Consider the following 25,422-nt stretch of genomic DNA (forward strand, 5'->3'; position numbering starts at 1 on the left):
TCCTTCTTACTTCTTGGACGGGGACTTGGGCCGCTGCGGACCCTTGCGCTGACCGGACTGGGCCTTGCTCCGGGCACCGCCGGCCGGCTTGGCGCCGCCCTTCTTGGCAGCGCCGGCGGGCTTGGCGTCCTCCGGGTCCTCGGACTTGGTCAGCGATGTCTTCGGCTCCTGCTCACCGGCCGCCTTTGCACCGGTGACCGTGCCGGACTGGCGCTGGGCCTTGCTCTGGCGCTTGGGCTGCTGGCGCTTCGGCGTACCGGTGGCCATGGGCGTGCCGTCCTCGGCCACGGTGACGGCGGCGGTGTCGCCCTTGATCACGGTGCCGTCGGGCTGGGCGGCGAGTCCGGCCTTGCTCAGGCCGTTGATGAACTTGCGCTCGAACTCGTTGCGGTCCCGGCCCTTCGCGACGATCGCCTTCACGATGGCGCGGTCGCGGCGGCGGGTCACCTTGTCGCGCTGCGTGACGTGCTTGTGCAGGCGCTCCAGGTAGGCGGCCTGGGCCTTGGAACCCGGAGTCGGGTTGTTGTGGATCACGTACATCTGCTGGCCCATGGTCCACACGTTGGTGGTCAGCCAGTAGACGAGGACACCGACGGGGAAGTTGATGCCGAAGACGGCGAACATGATGGGGAAGACGTACATCAGCATCTTCTGCTGCTGCATGAACGGCGTCTTCACCGTGGTGTCGACGTTCTTCGTCATCAGCTGGCGCTGGGTGAAGAACTGCGAGGCCGACATCAGGACGATCATGATCGCGGTGACGACCCGGACGTCCGTGATGGTCGAGCCGAGGGCCTCGACCTTGGAGGAGCTGTCGGTGAACTTCGCCGCGAGCGGCGCACCGAAGATGTGGGCCTTCTGGGCGCTCTCCAGCAGGCGGTCGTTGATCACGCCGATGGTGTCGTTCGACGCGATGCTGTTGAGCACGTGGTAGAGGGCGAAGAAGAACGGGGACTGCGCCAGGATGGGAAGGCACGAGGAGAGCGGGTTGGTGCCCGTCTCCTTGTACAGCTTCATCATCTCTTCGGACTGACGCTGCTTGTCGTTCTTGTAGCGCTCCTGGATCTTCTTCATCTCGGGCTGGAGCGTCTGCATCGCCCGGGTCGCCTTGATCTGCTTCACGAAGAGCGGGATCAGGCAGATACGGATCAGGATCACCAGGGACACGATCGACAGGCCCCAGGCCCACCCGGTGTCGGGCCCGAAGAGGGCGCCGTACACCGAGTGGAACTGGACGATGACCCAGGAGACGGGTGTGGTGATGAAGCTAAAGAGGCTGGCAATCGTGTCCACTAATCATGCTCCTTGGGCATGGGACGGTGTCTCTGCGGCCGGGCTCGAGGGACTCGACGGACTTGTGGGTGACGTCTGTCCCTCGGTGGCCGGGTCGGCGGCGGAGGGCCCGCCCTTGCGTGCGCGCCACGCGTTACGCAGCATTTCGTGCCACCGCGGACGCTTGCGCGGGGGAACATGGTCCACACCGCCCAGCGACCACGGATTGCACCGCAGGATGCGCCAGGCCGTGAGCGCCGTGCCCTTGACGGCACCATGCCGGTCGATGGCCGTGTAGCCGTAGTGGGAGCACGACGGGTAGTACTTGCAGACCGGCCCCAGCAGCGGACTGATCGTCCACTGGTACAGCTTGATCAGAGCCAGCAGCGGGTACTTCATCGCGCGCCCCCTCCCAGCAGCCGTTGAAGAGCGGCGTCCAGGTCTCGGGCCAGCTGTGCATGGTCGGCGTCGCCCGATCCGGGCAGCGCTCGTACGACTACCAGGCTACCGGGGGGCAGCAGGGCGACTCGCTCGCGCATCAGGTGGCGAAGCCTGCGCTTCACTTTGTTGCGGACGACCGCGCCGCCCACTGCCTTGCTCACGACGAAACCCGCACGCGTCGGGGGAGCGCTCTCCCCAGGCGCATGCGGGTCCGTGGCACCGCTTCGTAGGTGGACGACGAGGTGCGGGCGTCCTGCCCGACGGCCTCGTCGTACCGCGGTCGCGAAGTCCTCGCGCCGCCTCAGCCGGTTCTCGGTGGGCAGCACGACGTCATGACCTGATCGGGATCAGGCGGACAGGCGGGCGCGACCCTTGCCACGGCGGGACGCGAGAATCGCGCGGCCGGCACGGGTGCGCATACGCAGCCGGAAGCCGTGGGTCTTCGCGCGACGACGGTTGTTCGGCTGGAAGGTGCGCTTACTCACTCGGGGGCTCCAGAAAGATTCGGTAGTTGCGGGGTGCCGTCCTGGCTGTCACCGTGCGCCCACGAGTAGCTCGCAGTTACGCCCGATTGCACCGCTGACCGATCACCCAAGTGACCTGTGCCCATCGGAGGCAGGCGGCAGCAGCCATCGACAACTCGACCTGGTTACGGTACGCGCGGCTACGCCATCCGGTCAAACCGGGAGCCGCCGGGAGACACTTGTCCACAGCCTGGGGACAACAACTTGAACCGTACCGGTCGCCCTGACTACCGTGGCGGACTCCGATTCGTTCCCTTGTCCCTGCCCCGGTGGGTTTGCCCCCGTGGCACCCACCCGGATGACAATCCCGACCCGTCCCAGAACCACACGTTCGTGGGACCTGCGAGAGAGCGTGCCCTGTGGCTGACGTACCTGCCGATCTTGCCGCAGTGTGGCCACGCGTATTGGAGCAGCTCCTCGGGGAGGGCCGGGGCCAGGGCGTCGAGACCAAGGACGAGCACTGGATCCGCCGTTGCCAGCCGCTCGCGCTGGTCGCGGACACGGCCCTGCTCGCCGTACCGAACGAGTTCGCGAAGGGCGTGCTGGAGGGCCGGCTGGCGCCCGTCGTCAGCGAGACGCTGAGCCGCGAGTGCGGCCGGCCGATCCGCATCGCGATCACCGTGGACGACTCCGCGGGCGAGCCCTCCGCCCCGGCGGCACCCCCGTCGCGCCCCCAGCCGCGCTACGAGGAGCCCGAGCTCCCGGCCGCGCGCCAGGACAGCGACCGCTACGACCGCCAGGACGCCGAGCGGTACGACCGCCAGGACCGGGACGGATACGACCGCCAGGATCGGGACCGGGACCGGGAGGGATACGACCCCCGGCCGGACGGCGACCGGTACGACCCCCGTCACGACCGCCAGGACCGGCAGGACCGGCAGGACCGGCAGGAGCGAGACGGTTACGAGGGTTACGGCCGCCACCGGGCCGAGCCGCTGCCCGGAACGGCCGCCGACCAGCTCCCGCCTACGCGCGGAGATCAGATCCCCAAGGCCCGCCCCGCGTACCCCTCCGAGTACCAGCGCCCGGAGCCGGGCGCCTGGCCGCGGCCGACGCAGGACGACTACGGCTGGCAGCAGCAGCGCCTCGGCTTCCCCGAGCGTGACCCGTACGCGTCACCGAGCCAGGACGGCTACGGCTCGCAGGACCCCTACGGTTCGGGGGCCGGCGCCCAGGACACCTACGGGACGCAGGACTCGTACGGCCCGAAGGGTTCCTACGGCTCCCCCTCGCAGGACTACCGGCCGCAGCCGGTGAACCGTCCGCCCTACGAGCCGCCGCGCTCCGACTACGACGAGCCGCACACCGCGCACGCCCCGCGCCCCGAGTACGACCAGCGCGACGCGGTCCGCCGGGAGCTGCCCGAGCCGCCGGCCGGCTCCGGGCACGTGCACCGGGGCGGCCCCGTCGGCCCGAACCTGCCCACGACCGGGGCGCCCGGCCCGCTGGCCGCGCAGCCCGCGCCGGCGACCGGTCCGGGCGAGCCCACCGCGCGCCTGAACCCGAAGTACCTCTTCGACACGTTCGTCATCGGCGCCTCCAACCGCTTCGCGCACGCGGCCGCGGTGGCCGTCGCCGAGGCGCCGGCGAAGGCGTACAACCCGCTGTTCATCTACGGCGAGTCCGGGCTCGGCAAGACCCACCTGCTGCACGCGATCGGGCACTACGCCCGCAGCCTCTACCCGGGCACGCGCGTGCGGTACGTGAGCTCCGAGGAGTTCACCAACGAGTTCATCAACTCCATCCGCGACGGCAAGGGCGACAGCTTCCGCAAGCGGTACCGGGAGATGGACATCCTGCTCGTCGACGACATTCAGTTCCTCGCGGACAAGGAGTCGACGCAGGAGGAGTTCTTCCACACCTTCAACACGCTGCACAACGCGAACAAGCAGATCGTGCTGTCCTCCGACCGGCCGCCGAAGCAGCTGGTCACGCTGGAGGACCGGCTGCGGAACCGCTTCGAGTGGGGACTGATCACCGACGTCCAGCCGCCCGAGCTGGAGACGCGGATCGCGATCCTGCGCAAGAAGGCGGTGCAGGAGCAGCTGAACGCGCCGCCCGAGGTGCTGGAGTTCATCGCGTCCCGGATCTCCCGGAACATCCGCGAGCTGGAGGGCGCGCTGATCCGCGTCACGGCGTTCGCCTCGCTGAACCGGCAGCCGGTGGACCTGGGGCTGACGGAGATCGTCCTCAAGGACCTGATCCCCGGCGGTGAGGACTCCGCCCCCGAGATCACCTCGACCGCCATCATGGGCGCGACCGCGGACTACTTCGGGCTGACCGTCGAGGATCTCTGCGGCACCTCCCGCGGGCGGGCGCTCGTCACGGCCCGGCAGATCGCCATGTACCTGTGCCGTGAGCTGACAGACCTGTCCCTGCCGAAGATCGGCGCGCTGTTCGGCGGCCGCGACCACACGACGGTCATGCACGCCGATCGCAAGATCCGCAATCTGATGGCCGAGCGCCGCTCCATCTACAACCAGGTCACCGAGCTGACCAACCGCATCAAGAACGGCTGAGGACGGCGGCAGGAGCCGCTGAGGGCGTCTTCGGGGCTTTCCCCGGGGACGCCCTTCTGCATGCGGCAGGGCGACAGGTGCTCTCTGTGGGGTGTGCGCGGCGGAGCGCCCCGGCACCGGCCCGACCACCGACCCGGCCCCTAGCAACCCGGCCCTCGGCGCCCCGCCCTCGGCGACCCGATCGCAACCCTCTGTTCGAATAGCTGCCGGGTTACGGCTTCCCTCCACAGATTCGGTGACTTTCTGCCGTCCACATCCTGGGGACCGGCAAGTTGTCCAGACCGTGTCCACAGCACGCCCTGCGGACGGACCATCAGACCAGCTCAGCGGGCTGTGGATTCGTGGACGAAGGATCTCCACAGACTGTGGACGAAGGATTGATCCACAGGCTGTGCATCGAGTTGTCCACCGCCCGCCCACAGGCTGGGGGCGGTTGTCCCCAGTGTGGGGCCGCTTCTCCACACGGCTGTCCACTGTTCGGCAACGCGGCGCGCCTCCTCACCGGGTCGAGTGAAAGGCGTCACACGAAGGTGCCGGGTTGGGCTGTGGGAAAGACGGGTAAACCTGGGGACGGCACTGGGGAGAACTCGCCCTTCCCTGTGCACGGGGTGTGCAGAACTTTCCGTTCTCCACAGAAACCCCGGGTTGTCCACCGCCGTCACCCACAGGCCCCGTGGACAAAATTCCGGCTCTGAGCAGGGCAAACGCGGTTATCCACGGTATCCACAGGCCCTACTACTACTCCCAACTAGAGAGAGCTGGGAATTCGTTTCGAAGCGGGTCCTGTGCACAACTCGCTCTCCGGTGCCCGGCTGCCCCTCGTCACGACTTGACCCCGAGAGGCACCTACTGTCAGTGGGGTGCGTCAGACTGGTCCCCGGTGTCCTCCCCCTCACCGGGACCGTCGACACCGAGACAGACGACGAGGGCCAGGCAGAGCGAGAAGCGCCGGCAACAGCAGGAGGCGGCAACAGTGAAGATCCGGGTGGAACGCGACGTACTCGCGGAGGCAGTTGCCTGGGCGGCGCGCAGCCTCCCGGCCCGTCCGCCGGCGCCTGTCCTCGCCGGCCTGCTGCTGAAGGCCGAGGAGGGCCAGCTGAGCCTGTCCGGCTTCGACTACGAGGTCTCCGCCCGGGTGGGCGTCGAGGCCGAGGTCGAGGAGGAGGGCACGGTCCTGGTCTCCGGCCGCCTGCTCGCGGACATCTGCCGTGCGCTGCCCAACCGTCCGGTGGAGATCTCCACAGACGGTGTACGGGCGACGGTGGTCTGCGGCTCCTCGCGGTTCACCCTCCACACCCTGCCTGTGGAGGAGTACCCGGCCCTGCCCCAGATGCCGAACGCCACGGGCACCGTCCCCGGCGAGGTCTTCGCCTCCGCGGCCGCCCAGGTCGCCATCGCGGCCGGCCGTGACGACACGCTGCCCGTCCTCACCGGCGTCCGCATCGAGATCGAGGGCGACACGGTCACGCTGGCGTCCACCGACCGCTACCGCTTCGCGGTCCGCGAGTTCCTGTGGAAGCCGGAGAACCCGGACGCCTCCGCGGTCGCCCTGGTGCCCGCCAAAACGCTCCTGGACACCGCCAAGGCCCTCACCAGCGGTGACCAGGTGACCCTGGCGCTGTCCGGCTCGGGCTCCGGCGAGGGCCTGATCGGCTTCGAGGGCGCCGGCCGCCGCACGACGACCCGCCTGCTGGAGGGCGACCTCCCGAAGTACCGCACGCTGTTCCCGACGGAGTTCAACAGCGTCGCCGTGATCGAGACCGCCCCCTTCGTGGAGGCCGTCAAGCGCGTCGCCCTGGTCGCCGAGCGGAACACCCCGGTGCGGCTGAGCTTCGAGCAGGGCGTGCTCATCCTGGAGGCCGGCTCCAGCGACGACGCACAGGCTGTGGAAAGGGTCGACGCCCAGCTGGAGGGCGACGACATCTCGATCGCCTTCAACCCGACGTTCCTGCTGGACGGCCTGAGCGCGATCGACTCCCCGGTGGCCCAGCTGTCGTTCACGACGTCCACCAAGCCCGCCCTGCTGAGCGGCCGGCCCGCGCTGGACGCCGAGGCGGACGAGGCCTACAAGTACCTGATCATGCCGGTGCGCCTCAGCGGCTGAGACGGCCGGATCCGGCGGTCACTGTCCACAGGCTGAGGACAAACCCGCAGGTGAGGACGTACGACTGAGCGCGTATGCCCACAGATGTGCATGAGCGTCCGGGTCTAGGCTCGGACGCGGGTACATACGTGCCGCAACGCCAGTCGGACACCTGCGAACCAAAGGAAAACAACTGATGGAGCTCGGTCTCGTCGGCCTCGGCAAGATGGGCGGCAACATGCGCGAGCGGATCCGCCGCGCCGGCCACACCGTCTACGGATACGACCGCAATGCGGACCTTGCCGATGTCCACAGCCTGCGTGAGCTTGTGGGCAAGCTCAGCGGCCCGCGCGTGGTCTGGGTGATGGTCCCGGCCGGCGAGGCCACGCAGTCGACCATTGACGAGCTCGGCGAGCTGCTGGAGCCCGGCGACATCGTCGTGGACGGCGGCAACTCCCGCTGGACGGACGACGAGAAGCACGCCGAGCAGCTGGCGGCCAAGGGCATAGGCTTCGTCGACTGCGGCGTCTCCGGCGGCGTCTGGGGCCTGGAGAACGGCTACGCGCTGATGTACGGCGGCGACGCCGAGCACGTCGCCAAGGTGCAGCCCGTCTTCGACGCCCTCAAGCCGGAGGGCGACTTCGGCTCCGTGCACGCCGGCAAGGTCGGCGCGGGCCACTTCGCGAAGATGGTCCACAACGGCATCGAGTACGCGATGATGCAGGCCTACGCCGAGGGCTGGGAGCTGCTGGAGAAGGTCGAGTCCGTCACCGACGTCCGGGAGGTGTTCCGCTCCTGGCAGGAGGGCACGGTCATCCGCTCCTGGCTGCTCGACCTCGCGGTGAACGCGCTCGACGAGGACGAGCACCTGGACGGGCTCCGGGGTTATGCACAGGACTCCGGAGAGGGACGCTGGACTGTGGAGGCCGCGATCGACAACGCGGTCCCGCTGCCGGCGATCACCGCGTCGCTGTTCGCCCGGTTCGCCTCGCGCCAGGAGGACTCGCCCCAGATGAAGATGATCGCGGCGCTGCGCAACCAGTTCGGCGGCCACGCGGTCGAGAAGAAGTAACCGAGCACCGAGGGAGGTCGGCGGTACGACCATGCACGTCACGCATCTGTCGCTGGCCGACTTCCGCTCCTATCCCCGGGTCGAGGTCCCGCTCGACCCGGGGGTGACGGCCTTCGTCGGGCCGAACGGGCAGGGCAAGACCAACCTCGTCGAGGCCGTCGGCTATCTCGCCACCCTCGGCAGCCACCGGGTCTCCTCCGACGCCCCCCTGGTCCGCATGGGCGCCGAGCGGGCGATCGTCCGGGCCCAGGTCCGGCAGGGCGAGCGGCAGCAGCTCGTCGAGCTCGAGCTCAACCCCGGGCGCGCCAACCGCGCCCGCATCAACAGGTCCTCGCAGGTCAGGCCGCGTGACGTGCTGGGGATCGTACGGACCGTGCTGTTCGCGCCCGAGGATCTAGCGCTGGTCAAGGGCGACCCGGGTGAGCGGCGGCGCTTCCTCGACGAGCTGATCACCGCGCGCTCCCCGCGCATGGCCGGGGTCCGCTCCGACTACGACCGGGTGCTGAAGCAGCGCAACACCCTGCTGAAGTCGGCCGCCCTGGCCCGCCGGCACGGTGGCCGCACCATGGACATGTCCACCCTGGACGTGTGGGACCAGCACCTCGCGCGGGCCGGCGCCGAGCTGCTCGCGCAGCGCCTGGACCTGATCGCCACGCTCCAGCCGCTGGCCGACAAGGCGTACGAGCAGCTAGCCCCCGGCGGCGGGCCGATCGCGCTGGAGTACAAGCCGTCGGCCCCAGGCGAGGCGCACACGCGGGAGGATCTGTTCGAGCAGCTGATCGCCGCGCTCGGGGAGGCCCGCAAGCAGGAGATCGAACGGGGCGTCACCCTGGTCGGCCCGCACCGCGACGACCTCCAGCTCAAGCTGGGCCAGCTGCCCGCCAAGGGCTACGCGTCCCACGGCGAGTCCTGGTCCTACGCGCTCGCACTGCGTCTGGCCTCCTACGACCTGCTGCGGGCCGAGGGCAACGAACCGGTGCTGGTGCTGGACGACGTCTTCGCCGAGCTCGACACCCGCCGGCGCGAGCGCCTCGCCGAACTGGTCGCGCCCGGTGAGCAGGTCCTGGTGACCGCCGCGGTCGACGACGACGTGCCCCACGTGCTGTCCGGGACCCGGTTCGCCGTGTCCGAGGGAACGGTGGAGCGCGTATGACGGAGAACACACCGCAGCCTCCGAAGCCGTCCGGGCAGCCCGAACCCTCCGGCGTCGACCTCGCGCGCGTGGCGCTGCGCGCGGCCAAGGACGCCGCCCGTGCGCGCGGGGACGCGGCGCAGCAGAAGAAGCAGGCGCGGCGGGGCGGCGGGCTGCGCTCCGGCGCGCACGCCGACGGCCGCGACCCCCTGGCGCTCGGCGCCGCGATCAACCGTCTGATCACCGAGCGGGGCTGGGAGGCCCCGGCCGCGGTGGGCGGCGTGATGGGCCGCTGGCCGCAGATCGTCGGCGAGGACGTCGCCAAGCACTGCGTGCCCGAGAGGTACGACGAGGACGAGCGCGTCCTGGTCGTGCGCTGCGATTCCACGGCCTGGGCGACGAACCTCAGGCTGCTCGCCCCGACCCTGGTCGCCCGTCTCAACGAGGACCTGGGCCACGGCCGGGTGCGGCACATCAAGGTGCTCGCGCCCAGCGCCCCCGCACGCCGTTACGGCCCTCTCCGCGCCCCCGGCAGCAGCGGTCCCGGCGATACCTACAGGTGACTTACGTCACGCCTCACCGGCCCGGAACGACGGGTCCGGTCCCCTCGGCATGGGGCCGCACAACGTGGCGAATCGGGAGCTGACTCCTAAGTAGCAACGGGTTGACGGCCGAAAGCGCTGAGTGCCGCTGTGAGCCTCTTGGAGCCCCCATCCGTATATCGGGAGTCGGACGAGACCCGTCGAGGGCGGCACATGCGGACTCAGGTACCCGCAAACCCCCATCAGTGTCAGTGCTACCGGTAGAATGGAGAGCAATCCCGCCCCCAGCGTGGGGACCGTCCGGGAAAAGCTGAGCAACGCTGATCTCAAGGCTTACCAACGCAACATGCCGCAGCCGCTCCGGCATCCCTCCCCGCGGAGGGGGCACCCCCAGGAGCCCGGCTCGTGCTGTGCCAGAAAGGGCGCTTCGTGGCCGATTCCGGCAACCCCAACGAGAACAACCCGTCCACCGACGCAGGCGTGACCGGCGAGGCGATCACCTCCAACGGCGAGGTCACCGCCTCGTACGACGCCAGCGCCATCACCGTCCTCGAGGGTCTGGACGCGGTCCGCAAGCGACCCGGCATGTACATCGGCTCGACCGGTGAGCGCGGCCTGCACCACCTGGTGCAGGAGGTCGTCGACAACTCCGTCGACGAGGCCCTGGCCGGCTACGCGGACACGATCGACGTGACGATCCTCGCCGACGGCGGCGTCCGGGTCGTCGACAACGGCCGAGGCATCCCGGTGGGCATCGTCCCGTCCGAGGGCAAGCCCGCCGTCGAGGTCGTGCTGACGGTGCTGCACGCGGGCGGCAAGTTCGGCGGCGGCGGTTACGCGGTCTCCGGTGGTCTGCACGGCGTGGGCGTCTCCGTCGTCAACGCCCTCTCCACGAAGGTCGCCGTCGAGGTCAAGACGGACGGTCACCGCTGGACGCAGGACTACAAGCTGGGTGTCCCGACGGCACCGCTCGCGCGGCACGAGGCCACCGAGGAGACCGGCACCTCGGTCACCTTCTGGGCCGACGGCGACATCTTCGAGACCACGGACTACTCGTTCGAGACGCTCTCCCGGCGCTTCCAGGAGATGGCCTTCCTCAACAAGGGCCTGCGGATCAACCTCACCGACGAGCGCGAGTCGGCGAAGGCCACCGCCGGCGCGGACGAGGCGGGCGAGGACGAGAAGCACGAGGTCAAGAGCGTCTCGTACCACTACGAGGGCGGCATCGTCGACTTCGTGACGTACCTGAACTCCCGCAAGGGAGACCTGGTGCACCCCACGGTGATCGACCTGGAGGCCGAGGACAAGGACAAGAACCTGTCCCTCGAGGTCGCGATGCAGTGGAACGGCGGCTACACCGAGGGCGTGTACTCGTTCGCCAACATCATCCACACGCACGAGGGCGGCACGCACGAGGAGGGCTTCCGCGCGGCGCTGACCTCGCTGATCAACAAGTACGCGCGTGACAAGCGGCTGCTGCGGGAGAAGGACGACAACCTCACGGGTGACGACATCCGCGAGGGCCTGACGGCGATCATCTCGGTCAAGCTGAGCGAGCCCCAGTTCGAGGGCCAGACGAAGACCAAGCTGGGCAACACCGAGGTCAAGACCTTCGTGCAGAAGGTCGTCTACGAGCACCTCACCGACTGGCTGGACCGGAACCCGAACGAGGCCGCGGACATCATCCGCAAGGGCATCCAGGCGGCCACCGCGCGCGTGGCGGCCCGCAAGGCCCGTGACCTCACCCGCCGCAAGGGCCTGCTGGAGACCGCGTCCCTGCCCGGCAAGCTCTCCGACTGCCAGTCGAACGATCCCACCAAGTGCGAGATCTTCATCGTCGAGGGCGACTCCGCCGGCGGCTCGGCCAAGTCCGGCCGCAACCCGGAGTACCAGGCGATCCTGCCGATCCGCGGCAAGATCCTGAACGTCGAGAAGGCGCGGATCGACAAGATCCTGCAGAACCAGGAGATCCAGGCGCTGATCTCCGCCTTCGGCACCGGAGTCCACGAGGACTTCGACATCGAGAAGCTCCGCTATCACAAGATCATCCTGATGGCGGACGCCGACGTCGACGGCCAGCACATCAACACCCTGCTGCTGACCTTCCTGTTCCGCTTCATGCGGCCCCTGGTCGAGGCCGGGCACGTGTACCTCTCCCGTCCCCCGCTCTACAAGATCAAGTGGGGCAAGGACGACTTCGAGTACGCGTACTCCGACCGCGAGCGCGACGCCCTCATCGAGATGGGCCGCAACGCGGGCAAGCGCATCAAGGACGACTCCGTCCAGCGCTTCAAGGGTCTCGGTGAGATGAACGCCGAGGAGCTGCGCATCACGACCATGGACCAGGAGCACCGCGTCCTCGGCCAGGTCACCCTCGACGACGCCGCCCAGGCCGACGACCTCTTCTCGGTCCTCATGGGCGAGGACGTCGAGGCCCGCCGCGCGTTCATCCAGCGCAACGCCAAGGACGTCCGCTTCCTCGACATCTGAGTCGGTCTCAGCTGACCGCACCAGGAAGGACCTTCACCAGCAATGACCGACGAGAACACTCCCGTGACGACGCCCGAGGGTGACGCCCTGGCCATGCGCGTCGAGCCCGTCGGGCTCGAGACGGAGATGCAGCGCTCGTACCTCGACTACGCGATGTCCGTCATCGTCTCGCGTGCGCTGCCCGACGTCCGCGACGGCCTCAAGCCCGTCCACCGCCGCGTCCTGTACGCCATGTACGACGGCGGCTACCGCCCCGAGCGCGGCTTCTACAAGTGCGCCCGCGTCGTCGGCGACGTCATGGGCAACTACCACCCGCACGGCGACTCCTCCATCTACGACGCGCTGGTGCGCCTGGCCCAGCCCTGGTCGATGCGCATGCCGCTCGTCGACTCCAACGGCAACTTCGGCTCCCCGGGCAACGACCCGGCCGCGGCCATGCGGTACACCGAGTGCAAGATGGCGCCGCTGTCGATGGAGATGGTCCGCGACATCGACGAGGAGACCGTCGACTTCACGGACAACTACGACGGCCGCTCCCAGGAGCCGACCGTCCTGCCGGCCCGCTTCCCGAACCTGCTGATCAACGGCTCGGCCGGTATCGCGGTCGGCATGGCGACCAACATCCCGCCGCACAACCTGCGCGAGGTCGCCGCCGGCGCCCAGTGGTACCTGGACAACCCCGAGGCCTCCCACGAGGAGCTGCTGGACGCGCTGATCGAGCGCATCAAGGGCCCGGACTTCCCGACCGGCGCGCTCGTCGTCGGCCGCCGGGGCATCGAGGAGGCGTACCGCACCGGCCGCGGCTCCATCACCATGCGCGCGGTCGTCGAGGTCGAGGAGATCCAGAACCGCCAGTGCCTGGTGGTCACCGAGCTGCCCTACCAGGTCAACCCGGACAACCTCGCGCAGAAGATCGCCGATCTGGTGAAGGACGGCAAGATCGGCGGCATCGCGGACGTCCGCGACGAGACCTCCTCGCGCACGGGCCAGCGCCTGGTCATCGTGCTGAAGCGGGACGCGGTCGCCAAGGTCGTGCTGAACAACCTGTACAAGCACACCGACCTGCAGACCAACTTCGGCGCCAACATGCTGGCGCTGGTCGACGGCGTGCCGCGCACGCTGTCCCTCGACGCGTTCATCCGCCACTGGGTGACGCACCAGATCGAGGTCATCGTCCGCCGTACGCGCTTCCGGCTGCGCAAGGCCGAGGAGCGGGCGCACATCCTGCGCGGCCTGCTGAAGGCCCTGGACGCCATCGACGAGGTCATCGCGCTGATCCGGCGCAGCGACACCGTCGAGATCGCCCGCGGCGGCCTGATGAGCCTGCTGGAGATCGACGAGATCCAGGCCAACGCCATCCTCGAGATGCAGCTGCGCCGGCTGGCCGCCCTGGAGCGCCAGAAGATCGTCCAGGAGCACGACGAGCTCCAGGCGAAGATCAACGAGTACAACGAGATCCTGGCCTCCCCGGTCCGCCAGCGCGGCATCGTCAGCGCCGAGCTGGCCGCGATCGTCGAGAAGTACGGCGACGACCGCAAGACGAAGCTGATCCCCTACGAGGGCGACATGTCCATCGAGGACCTGATCGCCGAGGAGGACATCGTCGTCACGGTCACCCGGGGCGGCTACATCAAGCGCACCAAGACCGACGACTACCGCGCCCAGAAGCGCGGCGGCAAGGGTGTGCGGGGCACGAAGCTCAAGGAAGACGACATCGTCGACCACTTCTTCGTGTCCACCACGCACCACTGGCTGCTGTTCTTCACGAACAAGGGCCGGGTCTACCGCGTCAAGGGCTACGAGCTGCCCGACGCGGGCCGGGACGCGCGCGGTCAGCACGTGGCGAACCTGCTCGCCTTCCAGCCGGACGAGGCGATCGCCGAGATCCTCGCGATCCGCGACTACGAGGCGGTCCCCTACCTCGTCCTCGCCACCAAGGCCGGCCTGGTGAAGAAGACGCCGCTGAAGGATTACGATTCGCCGCGTTCCGGCGGTGTCATCGCGATCAACCTCCGCTCGATGGCGGACGGTTCCGACGACGAACTGATCGGTGCCGAGCTGGTCTCGTCCGATGACGATCTGCTCCTGATCAGCAAGAAGGCGCAGTCGATCAGGTTCACCGCGTCGGACGAAACCCTGCGTCCGATGGGCCGTGCCACCTCGGGTGTCAAGGGCATGAGCTTCCGCGAAGGGGACGAGCTCCTCTCGATGAATGTTGTTCGACCCGGTACGTTCGTGTTCACTGCCACAGACGGCGGGTACGCGAAGCGGACCGCCGTCGACGAGTACCGCGTCCAGGGTCGCGGCGGCCTCGGCATCAAGGCTGCCAAGATCGTGGAGGACCGCGGCTCCCTCGTCGGCGCGCTGGTGGTCGAGGAGACCGACGAGATCCTCGCCATCACGCTGTCGGGCGGTGTGATTCGTACGCGAGTCAACGAGATCAGGGAAACCGGCCGTGACACCATGGGCGTCCAACTGATCAATCTGGGCAAGCGCGATGCCGTCGTGGGCATCGCTCGCAACGCCGAGGCGGGGCGCGAGGCGGAAGAGGTCGACGGCGACGTGGTCGTCGACGAAACCGCCGAGGGCGCCGCTGTCACCGGCACGGACGAGGGTGAGGCGCCCTCGGCCGAGTAGGCACGAGGAGTGAGTCAGCGTGAGCGGAGCCACGGGCGCCGGACCGAGCGGTACCTCGACGGGTACGGACACGGGCGACGGCGGCCGTGGCTCCGCCGCGCGTGCGGCGGACCCGCAGACGACCAATCTCAAGCCGGTCAAGTCCGCGGACGCGGAGACGCCCGCGCGCGGCGCGCGGGACGCCAAGGGGGCGGCGGGGACGGACGCCCGGGGCAAGCAGGCCCGGGGCAAGGGCGGCGCGGGCACGGCCGCCCCGGAGCAGGACACCGCCTCCCCGCTGCCGGGCGAACGCCAGCCGCAGCAGCAGGCCGGGCCGTACCACCCGCCGCAGGCCTACCCGGCGCAGCAGGGCGCCGCGGCCGGGGCGGCCGTACGGCGGCCCCGCACGGGGGCGCGGACCGTGCCGCGGGTGCGCAAGGCGCGGCTGCGGGTGGCGAAGGCCGACCCGTGGTCGGTGATGAAGGTGAGCTTCCTGCTCTCCATCGCCCTGGGCATCTGCACGATCGTCGCGGCCGCCGTGCTGTGGATGGTCATGGACGCGATGGGCGTCTTCTCGACGGTCGGCGGCACGATCTCCGAGGCCACCGGCTCGAACGAGTCCAACGGCTTCGACCTGCAGGCCTTCCTGTCGCTGCCCAACGTCCTGATGTTCACCTCGATCATCGCGGTCATCGACGTCGTCCTGGCGACGGCCCTCGCGACGCTCGGCGCGTTCATCTACAACCTCTCCGCCGGCTTCGTCGGTGGTGTGGAGCTGACCCTCGCCGAGGACGAGTGAGGGACGCTCCACAACCGATTTTGGGACTGCCCATGTCGTGCGCTAATCTTCAGGAGTCAGCGCGCGGGACACACACCGCAAAGCGCGGCGGGGCTATAGCTCAGTTGGTTAGAGCGCATCCCTGATAAGGATGAGGCCACAGGTTCAAATCCTGTTAGCCCCACCAGCACGAAGACCCCCAGTCGATACCGGCTGGGGGTTTTTGCCATCCATGGCTGACATCAGCCGATGAGGGAATCCGCCGGCACGTGTGGCGAGGCGGCCGAAGGTGCGCGAGGAGTGCCGCGTACCTGGTGGTCCTCGAGGTGGTGCGGGTGTCGGAGGCCTGTGAGGTTGCGTCGCCGGAGTGACGGGCGGCGCAGTGACCCCGACCGGTTGAGGTCGGGGGGCGTGGTGTCCGGTGCATGCCGTCCGCGCCCGGCCGGCGCGGGACATGCGTGAGCCCGGCGGCTCTGTCGAGCTGCCGGGCTCTGTACGCAGGATCGCCGGGGTGGAGTCAGGGAGTCAGCGCTGGAGCGGGGTGAGGTGCTCGCCCTCGGAGTCGCTGTCCTCGTCGGCGCAGTCGGTGGTGGGCGGGGCCGCCGTGTCCGCGACCGCGCGGTGGCGGCAGCGGGGCGACTTCCCGTGGGCCTCGGCGCGGATGCGCTGCTTCATCGTGGGGGGCAGGGCCCTGGCCTGGGTCCAGGGGGGCGGGACCGATGCCGTCCGCTGCTGCGGGATGCCGCCGCCGGTGCTCGTGCTGTTGCGCTCCTGCTCGGCCTGCGGTACCGCCGCGGCGGCGGTGGTGGTGACGAGTCCGAGCGCCGTGCACAGCGCGAGGAAGGCGGTGACGATGGTGGTCCACAGCTTCATGACCTTGTTCCGGGCCATGGCCCCTCACTTTCGGGTCGGGCGATTTGCGTACTTTCCTCATGATGTGTATGTGGGCCGGGAAGTGGTGGATCTCCGACCGTGGCGCCGCGATGTTCAGATGAACACCACCCGGATGGCCGCAGGAGGGGCGAAAAGGTGCGCAGAGCAGTGAAGAGGGGACAGAAGTAACCGTCCGTCGGGGTGTGATCACCCTCCGATCGGATCGGCCGCCGTCGCTCCTATCCCGCTGTGAGGGCGGCGAGTTGAGGGCCGACGCAGGTCACCGATCGGTATCGGTCGGTGTGTATAGTCGGGCGCCAGAGGTCCCCTACGTCAAGGAAAGACGAGGTCGCGCGGTGAAGAAGCTTCTCCTGGTCGCACTGGCCGCCATCGGCGGGCTCCTCGTGTACCGCCAGATCCAGGCGGATCGCGCCGAGCAGGATCTGTGGACGGAGGCGACCGACTCCGTGCCCACGGGTTCGTGAGCCACGAGCACCCCTAACGAGCACACCCCGGCCGCGTCGCGGTCGGGGTTTTGTGTGTCGAGGGCCCGCCGCGGAGCCCGGGGGCGGGGCAGGATGGGCCACGGTTTCACGGTTCGTGGTCCGGCGACGGTGAGGGGTGGCGCGTGAGGGGACGGTGTCGTACGGCCGGGGGACGGCGTACGAAGGCGTGGCGCGGCCGTCCCGCGCGGGCGGTGCGCCGGGGGGCCGCGACACTGGCGCTCGGCCTGTCGATCGCCGGCGTGCCCGGGCAGGCGATGGCCCTGCCGGCGCTGCCCGGAGCGGCCGCGGCGCCCGGCTCCTACGGTTTCGCCGAGGACGCGACCGGCATCGAGGGCGCCCGCAGCACCGCTGACGCGGAACCGCTGGCGCCCGGCCGGTCCTACCGGAGCTCGCTCCCGAGCAGCGCCCAGGTCAGCTACCGTCTCGACCTCGACGCCACCACCAACGCCTACGTCTCGGTCACCGCCGTCCCGCCCCCGGGCAGTTCCGTCTCCGTCGTCGACGGCCTCAAGGTGTCCGTGCAGGACGCCGAGGGCAACTCCTGCTCCGTCGACACCACGACATTCGGCGCCGCCCGCAGCCCGCACCCGCTCGCGGCCTGGGGCATGCGCGAGATCTCACCCGGCAAGTCCCTGTGCCGCGAGGCCGGCGCGTACTACCTGTCCGTCGAGCGGGCCGACCCAAAGGGCGAGGGCTCCTCGCCGGACACCTGGCAGCTGGAACTGCTGGCCGTGACGGAGCCGCGGACGGCGAAGGCCGGTGCCACCGGGGCTCCCCAGGCGTGGGACTCGGCCACGCCGGAGCCGCTGCGCGGGGACGCCGAGCAGCGCGACGGCGGTGCCGGGTTCGCCGGGGCGACTCCCCTGGACCAAGGGGTCTGGCGGGAGGAACTGCGTCCCGGGCAGACGGTCTTCTACGCGGTGCCGGTCGACTGGGGACAGCAGCTCTCCGTCACCGCCGACCTCGGCGGTTCGGGCTCCGGCGGCACGGGATACGCCTCGGACGCCCTGGAGGTGACCCTCTACAACCCCGCGCGCGGCCATGTCGCCCGCCTCGGCGTCGGTTACGACGGCGACCGGAAGTCCGGCAGCCTGCCGCCCCTGCCGCCCGTCGACCACGCCAACCGCAACTCCCCGCTGGCCCAGACCGGCGCGCTGCGCTTCGCGGGCTCCTACTACCTGGTCGCCCACCTGTCGGAGAGCGTCGCCGACAGCTTCGGGGACGGGCCCTTCCCGATGATCTTGCGGGTCAAGGTGAGCGGAACGGCACAGGCCGGACCCGACTACGCGGGGACATCCGATCCCGCAGGTCTCTTCGACGTCTCCGAGGAGGACCAGGAGGCGGCGGCGGACGGGGTCCCGGGGGGTGACGACACCGCCCTGCGCCTGCTCGCCGTGAGCGGCATCGGCACCGGGAGCGCGCTGCTGGTGGGGCTCGGGGTGTGGACCCTGCTGGCTCGCCGGCGGAGCGCCGCGCCCCGTTGACGCCTGGGAGGCCGGGCCGCGTCAGGCCTATCGCGTCAGATCTTGGCGAGGGCCCAGAAGCCCACGACGTAGCAGGCGAGTGCCAGGACCAGGAGCGGGACGACCGCCTTGGCCGGGGGACCGGGGCGGGCCGGGCGCCGGGCGCGATGCCGTGCGGGCTGCTGACCGGAGGGTGCGCTCTGCGGACTGTGGGCCGTGTACGAGGCCGTGACGGTGTCGACGCGGTAGTGCTGCGCGGGCGGCAACGGCTGGGCCGTGTACGTCGACGGGGCCGGCTGCGCGGGGGGCAGCGGATGCGTGGGGTCGTGGGGGGAGACGGGGTGCTGCGGGGGGAGTGCCTCGGCGGGTGGCAGGGGGGTGGGGGAGGAGGTGCCGGTGGCCTGCGGGGGCGGCAGGGGGAAGCTGCCGGTGTCCGACATGGACGGTGGCCGGGGAGGGAGGGCCGCCGCACCCCGGGGGCCCGCACCCCGGGGGCCCGCATCCCGGGGGTCGGAGGTCGAGGGCTCCTGCGCGGCGGCCGGTGCGGGCCAGGAGGTGCTTGAGGAGTTGGTCGGGGCGGCAGTGGGGCGGGCCGAGGGGTGCGCGGGCTCGTTCGCCCGGGGTGGTTCGTCGGTCGTAGCCGGGACGGGCGGCAGGTGGGAGGGGTGGCCGGTTGCGAGGTCGTCCTGTGACCGGGGATTCTCCTGTGCCGCCGACCAGTCGGTCGCCGGGCCCGCACGCTCACTGTCCGTCATGCCCGAGCCGGTCAGGGAACGCGGCGCCCCGCCGCCCGGCCCGGTCCCGCCGCCCGGCCCGGTCCCGCCGCCCGTACCGTTCCCGTCGCCCGGCCCGGTCCCGCCGCCCGTACCGTTCCCGTCGCCCGGCCCGGTCCCGCCGCCCGTACCGTTCCCGTCGCCCGTACCGGTGCCCGGGCCCTGTTCGGGGCCACGTTCCGGGCCGCGTCCCGGGCCGTCGCCGGTCTGCGGCCGTCCGGGCGGGTCCTGGGCGGGCCCCAGCCCCTTCGCCCGCCGCAGTGGGCCCTCGGGGGCGAACCCCCGGGGCAGTGGCCCGAGTTGGTCGAAGATCTCGATCAGTTCGTCGTCCGGGCCCGGCGCGGGGAGCAGCTCCGCCGCGGCCGCGAGGGCCTTGCGCGCACCCGTGGCCGTCCGGAACCGGGCCTCGGGGTCCGGCTGGAGCAGGGTGGCCACCACCTGCCAGAGCGGTTCGGGCATGCCCTTGGGCGCGCCGGGCGTCCCGTGCTCGGTGAAGTACTGGACGAGTGCCTTGCTGTCCGGCTTGGCGCCCTCCAGCAGGTACAGGGCGACCAGTCCCACGGCGAACAGGTCGGCCGGGAAGTCCGGCTCGGATCCCATCAACTGCTCCGGCGCCAGGTAACCCGGCGTGCCCACCACGAGGTTGGTCTCGGTCAGACGGGGCTCGCCCAGCCGCATCGCGATCCCGAAGTCGGACAGGCGCAGGCGCGGCCGGGCCGTTCCGGTGGCTTCCAGCAGTACGTTGGCGGGTTTGACGTCGCGGTGCACCACGCCCTCCGCGTGTACGGCGGCCAGTCCGGCCAGCAGCTGGTCGAGCAGGGTGCAGACGAACGCCGGCGGAAGCGGGCCGTAGTCGCCGACCAGGTGCACCAGCGAGCCGCCCGCCACCAGGTCCATGGTGAACAGGACCTTGTCGTCGTCGGCCGCCCAGCTGGTGGGGGCGAGTACATGGGGGTGGTCGATCCGCAGGGCCTGTTCGCGGACGAACCGGAGGAGCGAGTGCGCGTCGCTCTGCAGCAGGACCTTGGCGGCCACGTAGCGGCGACGGCGGTGGTCCCAGGCGCGCCAGACGGCGCCGACTCCTCCGCGTCCGATCGGGTCGACCAGTTCGTACCGGCCGGCGAAGACCTCACCCATGGATGTACGTCGCTCCTCCCCCAGTGGCTACCCCCGTTGCCTCCCCCGTGGCGGGCCGTGCGACTCCCCCCGGGCCCTCTCAAGCGATCCCGATGACGTGAGCATCCCCCGTGCTGTGGCGCATCCCCCGTACCGCGACCGTCCCCCGTACCGCGCCCATCCCCCGTCACTTCGCTCACTGCCTGCTGCCGAACCCCCTTCGGCAGCGGGGCGAGGTCAGTTCTGGTGGGACTGGTAGTGCGCGACGGCGTCCGAGGTGCGGCCGGCGCCGTAGACCCGGAGGAACTCTGCCAGCTCCGGATGGGTGGGGGCGAGAGTCTCGGCGGCGTCGATGATGTCGCCGGCGGCCGCGACGGAGCGGAGCAGGGACTGGATCTCACGGACGACGCGCTTGACCGTGGGCGCTCCCGAACTGCTCGTCGTCTGCGTGGTGTTGCTGAGCACCGAGCCTCCCTGCGACTTCTTGATCTCCTCCATGCGCTCGGTGGCCTCGGCGGCGCTGACGCTGCCGTCGGCGACCTGCCCCGCCAGGTCCTGCAACAGCTGCACCCGCTGCACCACGGCGGGATTGCCGATCTTCGCCCGCTGACCGCTCATCAGCTGGGACAGCATCGGCGCGGACAGTCCCAGCACCCCCGCGAGACGAGCCTGGTTGAGCCCAAGATCGTCGATGAGCCTGCGGAAGAGCGCCCCCAGTGGCTCCCCATACCAGTTCCGCTGCAGTTCCCGCGCTCTTGCGGTGGCTTCCTGCTGTGCGGCGTCCATTGCGTCTCCCCATCGCTTCCCCAAGTACGGCGGTTCGCGGTAGCGAACCACGCCGTGCATCTTACGGAGAGTGGTCGTCGACGGGGACCCCCCATCTTTTTGCGGAATCCCGGGGGTGACCCGGTACTCTGGTCTCCGACGCCCGCCGGGACGCGGTTCCCGGGTCGGACGTCTCCTTCCGGGGCCTTAGCTCAGTTGGTAGAGCGCTGTCTTTGCATGGCAGATGTCAGGGGTTCGACTCCCCTAGGCTCCACTACGGAAAGACCCTCCGAGCTGCGGAAACGCAGATGCGGAGGGTCTTTTTCGTGCGTGCTGCGGTCTTCCGCGGTCTTCCCCGCGTGGGTGTTTCACGTGAAACAGCTCGGCGGGGCAGGAGACTTCAAGTCTCCTGCCCCGCCGAGCTGTTGGAACCGGCCGTCAGGAACGGTCGTCGCGCTGAGCGGCCTCGTCCTCGGCCTGCTTGGCCTCGACCTCCGGGTCCAGAACCGACTCGCCCGTGCCGTCCACGGAGGACAGACGCCCCGACTCGGGGACCTCCGTCGCCGCGGGCGGCTCGACCAGCCAGTCCGGGTTGGCCTGCTTGTCCCACCACTTCCAGGCGGCGAAGGCACCGCCCGCGACGGCACTCAGGATCACCAGCGTCTTCAGGGCCTTGCCGGCCTTGGCCCGCCGCTGCTGCTTGCGGACGAGCTTCTGGATCTCCTTCGACGAGACCTGTCCACGCAGCGCGGCCATGACAGCCGCACTCCGTGCCGCGGCCTCGGTGGTGACGGGTCCGGCCGCCGCCACGGCCTGCTCGATCTTCGGGCGGGAGTACTCCGCCGCCTGACGGGCGGCCTTGCGGGTGCGGACGGCAGCCTCATGGGCGGCCTGGTCGACCTTCGGCGGTACGTGCGTCCGGGCCTGCTCCAGATACGGCTGTACGTGCGTGCCGTACTGAACGCGAGCCTGCCCGGCGGCCTGCGTCACCTTGGGCGCCAGCCGTACGCGTGCCTCGTGTGCGTAGTGCGCGGCCCTGTCCTTGGCCGTGTCGGCGTAGGGCGCCACCACTTCCGCGGCGTGCAGCACGCTCTCCTTCGCCGAACCGGTCGCGGCGCGCACGCTGTCGATGCGGGTCACGGGTTCCTCCTCCTCGGTGGCGTACGGTAATTCGACTTTCCACCCTTTTACGGATCATGCCTCTCGGTGCACGACCGGGCATGCGCGGACGGGCATCCGGGTCACGCGAACGGGCGCCCGAGCGCCGATCACGTGCGATAGCGGATGAATAAGGGGCAATAGGAGCTTGTCGTCGACAATGCCACGGATCGTCGCCGTCCGCCCCCGACCCGGAGCGACTCGGCCGGATTTCCGTGACCGCCCGCCGAGGGTTTCCCCCCGCTGCACCGAGGCCGGGCGACGCGGAGGCCCGTCCATGCGAGGATCAGGGAGTCACAGAAAGACAACGGAAGGCAGATCGTGGCTGAGCAGCTCTACGCCACCCTGAAGACCAACCACGGCGACATCGAGGTCCGGCTGCTGCCGAACCACGCCCCCAAGACGGTCAAGAACTTCGTCGAGCTCGCCCAGGGCGAGCGGGAGTGGACGAACCCGGAGACGGGGCAGAAGACCACGGACAAGCTCTACGACGGCACGGTCTTCCACCGGGTGATCAGCGGCTTCATGATCCAGGGCGGTGACCCGCTGGGCAACGGCACCGGCGGTCCCGGCTACCAGTTCGAGGACGAGTTCCACCCGGACCTGCGCTTCGACAAGCCCTACCTGCTGGCGATGGCCAACGCCGGCCCGGGCACCAACGGCTCGCAGTTCTTCATCACCGTCTCCCCGACGGCGTGGCTGAACCGCAAGCACACCATCTTCGGTGAGGTCACGGACGCGGCCAGCCAGAAGGTCGTGGACACCATCGCCACGACCCAGACGAACCCGCGCACCGACCGCCCGCTGAACGACGTGATCATCGAGTCGGTCGTCATCGAGACCCGCTGAGCCGGGTACCGAGGTCGCCCCGGGGAACCAATCGCCCTGCTCGTCCGTAAGGATGGGCAGGGCGGGCCTTTTCACCACGACCGAGGGGATCCCATGGACGACCAGGCTGCGGGCAGCCCGCAGGACGCCCACAGCGTCCCCCTGTGCTACCGCCACCCGGACCGCGAGACCGGCATCCGCTGCACTCGCTGCGAGCGTCCGATCTGCCCCGAGTGCATGGTCGACGCCTCGGTCGGTTTCCAGTGCCCCGAGTGCGTCCGGACGGGCTCCGGCACCGGACACCCGCCCTCGGCCGCCCGGCCCCGGACCATCGCCGGCGGTGCCGTCACGTCTGACCCCCGGCTGATCACCAAGATCCTCATCGGGATCAACCTGGCCGTCTTCATCGCCGTCTCGGTGCACGAGTCGCTGCTGAACGACCTCGTCCTGCTCGGCGCCTGGCCCCCGGCTCCCTTCACGCCCACGCAGGGCGTCGCGGGAGGCGAGTGGTACCGCATGGTGACCTCGATGTTCACCCACCAGGAGATCTGGCACATCGCGTTCAACATGCTCAGCCTGTGGTGGCTCGGCGGTCCGCTGGAAGCGGCCCTCGGGCGGGTGCGCTACCTCGCCCTGTACGTCGTCTCGGGACTCGCGGGTAGCGCCTTGGCCTACCTGCTGGCCTCGCCCAACACGGCGACGCTCGGCGCTTCCGGGGCGATCTTCGGGCTGTTCGGTGCCACGGCCGTGCTGATGCGCCGGCTGAACTACGACATGCGGCCCATCATCGCGCTGCTGGCGATCAACCTGATCTTCACCTTCAGCCCGGGCTTCAACATCTCCTGGCAGGCCCACATCGGAGGCCTCGTCGCCGGCGTGATCGTCGGCTACGGCATGGTCCACGCCCCGCGTGAGCACCGCGCCCTGGTGCAGTACGGCACCTGCGCCGTCGTGCTGGGCGTGGTCGTCCTGCTGACCGTGCTGAGGACCGTGCAGCTCACCTGAGCAGGCGTTGTCCACAGCGGGTGGCGGATCCTGTGCACACGGTGCGGGAACATACGTGCCCCCTGTCACCTACCTGCGTCACCGCAGGTCAGACAGGGGGCGAACGTATTTTCGACTCGTGGTACTTCCGTCATACCGGCGTCAACACGCAACTAGTTATCCACAGATCGTCGTTTCTTTTCCACCTGTGGAAAACCGCTGTGGATAACTCAGTGAACAACCCTGGGCAGAGCTGCGTTCACCGGCTGGTGACCGCTACTTCCACTGCGTGGAGACGCCGAATCCGGCGGCGATGAAACCGAAGCCCACCACGATGTTCCAGTTGCCCAGGGAGTCGATGGGCAGCGAGCCGTCGGTGACGTAGAAGATGACGATCCAGGCCAGACCGATGAGGAACATGGCCAGCATGACGGGCGCGACCCAGGCACGGTTGGTCAGCTTGATCGCGGTCGTCTGCTTCGCAGGCGGCGGCGTGTAGTCGGCCTTCTTGCGGATACGTGACTTCGGCACGAGGGTCTCTCCTGTCGATGCGCTGCGTGGCCGCGCAGGTAACTGGGTCGGTCTCGGGGCAGCGGGAGGGGACTCCGATGGCTCCCCCGGGGCGTCCGTTAGCGTAGTGCTTCCGCCGCGCCGAAGGAGATAAGGGTACGTTGAGCAATTCTGCCGACTCCCCCGGGACGGGATCCACCCCCGCGCGCGCACGTCGTCTCCGGCCGGTGCGGATCCTCACGGCGGCCGTGTTCGCTCTCGCCGGACTCATCTTCTTCACCAGCTTCAACACCGCCAAGGGCACCAACATCCGCACGGACACCTCACTGCTGAAGCTGTCCGACCTCATCCACGAGCGCAGCCGGGAGAACGGCGAGCTGGACGAGAGCAACGGAGCCCTGCGCCAGGACATAGAGGCCCTGGCCGAGCGGGACGACGGCAGCACACGCGCGGAGGACGCCAAGCTGGCGGCCCTGGAGAAGCGGGCGGGGACGCAGAAGCTCAAGGGCGAAGGGCTCACCGTCACCCTCGACGACGCCCCGCCGGACGCCACCGCCAAGCTCCCCGGCTACCCCGAGCCGCAGCCCGACTACCTGGTCATCCACCAGCAGGACCTCCAGGCCGTGGTGAACGCGCTGTGGCAGGGCGGCGCCAAGGGCATCAAGGTCATGGACCAGCGGCTGATCTCCACCAGCGCCGTGCGCTGCGTCGGCAACACCCTGATCCTCCAGGGCCGGGTCTACTCACCCCCGTACCGGATCACGGCGGTCGGGGACCCCGGGCGGCTGAAGAAGGCGCTGGCCGAGGCGCCAGCCATTCAGAACTACATGGTCTACGTCAACGTCTACGGGCTCGGCTGGAAGGTCGAGGAGAACGGCCCGGTGACGCTGCCCGGCTACTCGGGCACCGTGGACCTGCACCACGCGAAGCCCGTGGAGCAGTAGGCCTGTCGCGATCAGGTACATCCACCGACCCCC

The 25,422-nt window shown here is 69.8% G+C and carries 22 protein-coding genes and 2 tRNA genes; 15 read left to right on the top strand and 9 right to left on the bottom strand.

Translation table 11 applies throughout. The features are described from left to right. Positions 1–6: 6 nt before the first annotated feature. The 4 genes from yidC to rpmH are packed head-to-tail and all read right to left on the bottom strand — an operon-like array spanning position 7 to position 2,198. Entirely contained in the window at positions 7–1,293 is a 1,287-nt protein-coding gene (gene yidC / locus ACZ6ZN_RS21120) for a membrane protein insertase YidC (protein ID WP_469648371.1), read from the bottom strand. A gap of 3 nt (positions 1,294–1,296) precedes the next feature. Continuing rightward, complete coding sequence (gene yidD, locus ACZ6ZN_RS21125; protein ID WP_398109168.1) at positions 1,297–1,671, bottom strand: membrane protein insertion efficiency factor YidD; 375 nt, start codon at positions 1,669–1,671, stop codon at positions 1,297–1,299. Further along, the gene (gene rnpA / locus ACZ6ZN_RS21130) at positions 1,668–2,039 is read right to left on the bottom strand and encodes a ribonuclease P protein component (RefSeq protein ID WP_388166508.1); all 372 of its coding nucleotides are present in this window, start codon (positions 2,037–2,039) and stop codon (positions 1,668–1,670) included. Before rnpA ends, yidD begins: the two co-directional genes overlap by 4 nt. A 21-nt stretch (positions 2,040–2,060) precedes the next feature. Then, on the bottom strand, positions 2,061–2,198 hold the full coding sequence (gene rpmH, locus ACZ6ZN_RS21135) for a 50S ribosomal protein L34 (protein ID WP_003949374.1): 138 nt from the start codon (positions 2,196–2,198) through the stop codon (positions 2,061–2,063). A 398-nt stretch (positions 2,199–2,596) separates the two neighbouring features. On the opposite strand from rpmH, the gene dnaA reads away from it, so the two are divergent. From dnaA to ACZ6ZN_RS21180, 9 genes are all read left to right on the top strand, one after another. Continuing rightward, complete coding sequence (gene dnaA / locus ACZ6ZN_RS21140) at positions 2,597–4,756, top strand: chromosomal replication initiator protein DnaA (RefSeq protein WP_469648376.1); 2,160 nt, start codon at positions 2,597–2,599, stop codon at positions 4,754–4,756. A 973-nt stretch (positions 4,757–5,729) separates the two neighbouring features. Then, positions 5,730–6,860, top strand: coding sequence for a DNA polymerase III subunit beta (gene dnaN, locus ACZ6ZN_RS21145; RefSeq protein ID WP_398109166.1), 1,131 nt, complete (start codon positions 5,730–5,732; stop codon positions 6,858–6,860). Between the two features lie 175 nt (positions 6,861–7,035). After that, positions 7,036–7,911 carry a phosphogluconate dehydrogenase (NAD(+)-dependent, decarboxylating) gene (gnd, locus tag ACZ6ZN_RS21150; RefSeq protein ID WP_469648380.1) on the top strand — a complete coding sequence of 292 codons (876 nt, stop codon included), beginning with the start codon at positions 7,036–7,038 and terminating at the stop codon, positions 7,909–7,911. A 31-nt stretch (positions 7,912–7,942) separates the two neighbouring features. Beyond that, positions 7,943–9,064, top strand: a complete 1,122-nt coding sequence (gene recF / locus ACZ6ZN_RS21155) for a DNA replication/repair protein RecF (RefSeq protein WP_451875952.1) — start codon at positions 7,943–7,945, stop codon at positions 9,062–9,064. Continuing rightward, positions 9,061–9,606: a DciA family protein gene (locus ACZ6ZN_RS21160; RefSeq protein ID WP_451875951.1), complete on the top strand. Its 546-nt coding sequence runs from the start codon at positions 9,061–9,063 to the stop codon at positions 9,604–9,606. The genes recF and ACZ6ZN_RS21160 overlap by 4 nt, the downstream gene beginning before the upstream one ends. A gap of 408 nt (positions 9,607–10,014) precedes the next feature. Next, positions 10,015–12,075, top strand: a complete 2,061-nt coding sequence (gyrB, locus tag ACZ6ZN_RS21165; RefSeq protein ID WP_398109356.1) for a DNA topoisomerase (ATP-hydrolyzing) subunit B — start codon at positions 10,015–10,017, stop codon at positions 12,073–12,075. Positions 12,076–12,117: 42 nt separating this feature from the next. Beyond that, positions 12,118–14,712, top strand: a complete 2,595-nt coding sequence (gene gyrA / locus ACZ6ZN_RS21170; RefSeq protein ID WP_451875950.1) for a DNA gyrase subunit A — start codon at positions 12,118–12,120, stop codon at positions 14,710–14,712. 19 nt (positions 14,713–14,731) lie between these two features. Further along, positions 14,732–15,490: a DUF3566 domain-containing protein gene (locus ACZ6ZN_RS21175; protein ID WP_451875949.1), complete on the top strand. Its 759-nt coding sequence runs from the start codon at positions 14,732–14,734 to the stop codon at positions 15,488–15,490. A gap of 89 nt (positions 15,491–15,579) precedes the next feature. After that, positions 15,580–15,656: transfer RNA gene (locus ACZ6ZN_RS21180), tRNA-Ile, on the top strand. Positions 15,657–15,994: 338 nt separating this feature from the next. On the opposite strand, the gene ACZ6ZN_RS21185 is transcribed toward ACZ6ZN_RS21180, so the two are convergent. After that, positions 15,995–16,360 (bottom strand): DUF6344 domain-containing protein, encoded by a 366-nt coding sequence (locus tag ACZ6ZN_RS21185; RefSeq protein WP_469648386.1) that lies wholly within the window; start codon positions 16,358–16,360, stop codon positions 15,995–15,997. A gap of 338 nt (positions 16,361–16,698) precedes the next feature. Here ACZ6ZN_RS21185 and ACZ6ZN_RS21190 point away from each other — a divergent pair, with 338 nt between their 5' ends. After that, positions 16,699–16,827 carry a DLW-39 family protein gene (locus ACZ6ZN_RS21190; protein ID WP_003999697.1) on the top strand — a complete coding sequence of 43 codons (129 nt, stop codon included), beginning with the start codon at positions 16,699–16,701 and terminating at the stop codon, positions 16,825–16,827. 143 nt (positions 16,828–16,970) lie between these two features. Continuing rightward, positions 16,971–18,332 carry a hypothetical protein gene (locus ACZ6ZN_RS21195; protein WP_469648388.1) on the top strand — a complete coding sequence of 454 codons (1,362 nt, stop codon included), beginning with the start codon at positions 16,971–16,973 and terminating at the stop codon, positions 18,330–18,332. A 35-nt stretch (positions 18,333–18,367) separates the two neighbouring features. On the opposite strand, the gene ACZ6ZN_RS21200 is transcribed toward ACZ6ZN_RS21195, so the two are convergent. Both ACZ6ZN_RS21200 and ACZ6ZN_RS21205 read right to left on the bottom strand, forming a co-directional pair. Further along, entirely contained in the window at positions 18,368–20,221 is a 1,854-nt protein-coding gene (locus ACZ6ZN_RS21200; protein ID WP_469648389.1) for a protein kinase domain-containing protein, read from the bottom strand. Positions 20,222–20,437: 216 nt separating this feature from the next. Next, a complete protein-coding gene (locus ACZ6ZN_RS21205) occupies positions 20,438–20,986 on the bottom strand; it encodes a helix-turn-helix domain-containing protein (protein WP_243380052.1) in 549 nt (182 codons plus the stop codon). 180 nt (positions 20,987–21,166) lie between these two features. Between ACZ6ZN_RS21205 and ACZ6ZN_RS21210 the strand changes: the two genes are divergently transcribed. Further along, positions 21,167–21,239, top strand: a tRNA-Ala gene (locus tag ACZ6ZN_RS21210). A gap of 164 nt (positions 21,240–21,403) precedes the next feature. On the opposite strand, the gene ACZ6ZN_RS21215 is transcribed toward ACZ6ZN_RS21210, so the two are convergent. After that, positions 21,404–22,105, bottom strand: a complete 702-nt coding sequence (locus ACZ6ZN_RS21215) for a DUF5324 family protein (RefSeq protein WP_398109157.1) — start codon at positions 22,103–22,105, stop codon at positions 21,404–21,406. Positions 22,106–22,444: 339 nt separating this feature from the next. Between ACZ6ZN_RS21215 and ACZ6ZN_RS21220 the strand changes: the two genes are divergently transcribed. Beyond that, on the top strand, positions 22,445–22,972 hold the full coding sequence (locus tag ACZ6ZN_RS21220) for a peptidylprolyl isomerase (protein ID WP_369196912.1): 528 nt from the start codon (positions 22,445–22,447) through the stop codon (positions 22,970–22,972). A gap of 93 nt (positions 22,973–23,065) precedes the next feature. Then, positions 23,066–23,956 (top strand): rhomboid family intramembrane serine protease, encoded by an 891-nt coding sequence (locus tag ACZ6ZN_RS21225; RefSeq protein WP_451875945.1) that lies wholly within the window; start codon positions 23,066–23,068, stop codon positions 23,954–23,956. A gap of 255 nt (positions 23,957–24,211) precedes the next feature. Here the strand turns inward: ACZ6ZN_RS21225 and crgA are convergent, their stop codons facing one another. Continuing rightward, complete coding sequence (crgA, locus tag ACZ6ZN_RS21230) at positions 24,212–24,466, bottom strand: cell division protein CrgA (protein ID WP_369196914.1); 255 nt, start codon at positions 24,464–24,466, stop codon at positions 24,212–24,214. A gap of 140 nt (positions 24,467–24,606) precedes the next feature. Here crgA and ACZ6ZN_RS21235 point away from each other — a divergent pair, with 140 nt between their 5' ends. Further along, positions 24,607–25,389, top strand: a complete 783-nt coding sequence (locus ACZ6ZN_RS21235) for a DUF881 domain-containing protein (RefSeq protein WP_398109155.1) — start codon at positions 24,607–24,609, stop codon at positions 25,387–25,389. The last annotated feature ends 33 nt before the right edge of the window (positions 25,390–25,422 follow it).

The sequence above is a fragment of the Streptomyces sp. NPDC053665 genome, assembly GCF_055585285.1.

Bases quoted from the DNA above. Each gene is read 5' to 3' on its own strand.
- yidD (WP_398109168.1), bottom strand. From the start codon at position 1,671: ATGAAGTACCCGCTGCTGGCTCTGATCAAGCTGTACCAGTGGACGATC.
- gnd (WP_469648380.1), top strand. From the start codon at position 7,036: ATGGAGCTCGGTCTCGTCGGCCTCGGCAAGATGGGCGGCAACATGCGC.
- recF (WP_451875952.1), top strand. From the start codon at position 7,943: ATGCACGTCACGCATCTGTCGCTGGCCGACTTCCGCTCCTATCCCCGG.
- ACZ6ZN_RS21160 (WP_451875951.1), top strand. From the start codon at position 9,061: ATGACGGAGAACACACCGCAGCCTCCGAAGCCGTCCGGGCAGCCCGAA.
- gyrA (WP_451875950.1), top strand. From the start codon at position 12,118: ATGACCGACGAGAACACTCCCGTGACGACGCCCGAGGGTGACGCCCTG.
- ACZ6ZN_RS21185 (WP_469648386.1), bottom strand. From the start codon at position 16,360: ATGGCCCGGAACAAGGTCATGAAGCTGTGGACCACCATCGTCACCGCC.
- ACZ6ZN_RS21200 (WP_469648389.1), bottom strand. From the start codon at position 20,221: ATGGGTGAGGTCTTCGCCGGCCGGTACGAACTGGTCGACCCGATCGGA.
- ACZ6ZN_RS21205 (WP_243380052.1), bottom strand. From the start codon at position 20,986: ATGGACGCCGCACAGCAGGAAGCCACCGCAAGAGCGCGGGAACTGCAG.
- ACZ6ZN_RS21225 (WP_451875945.1), top strand. From the start codon at position 23,066: ATGGACGACCAGGCTGCGGGCAGCCCGCAGGACGCCCACAGCGTCCCC.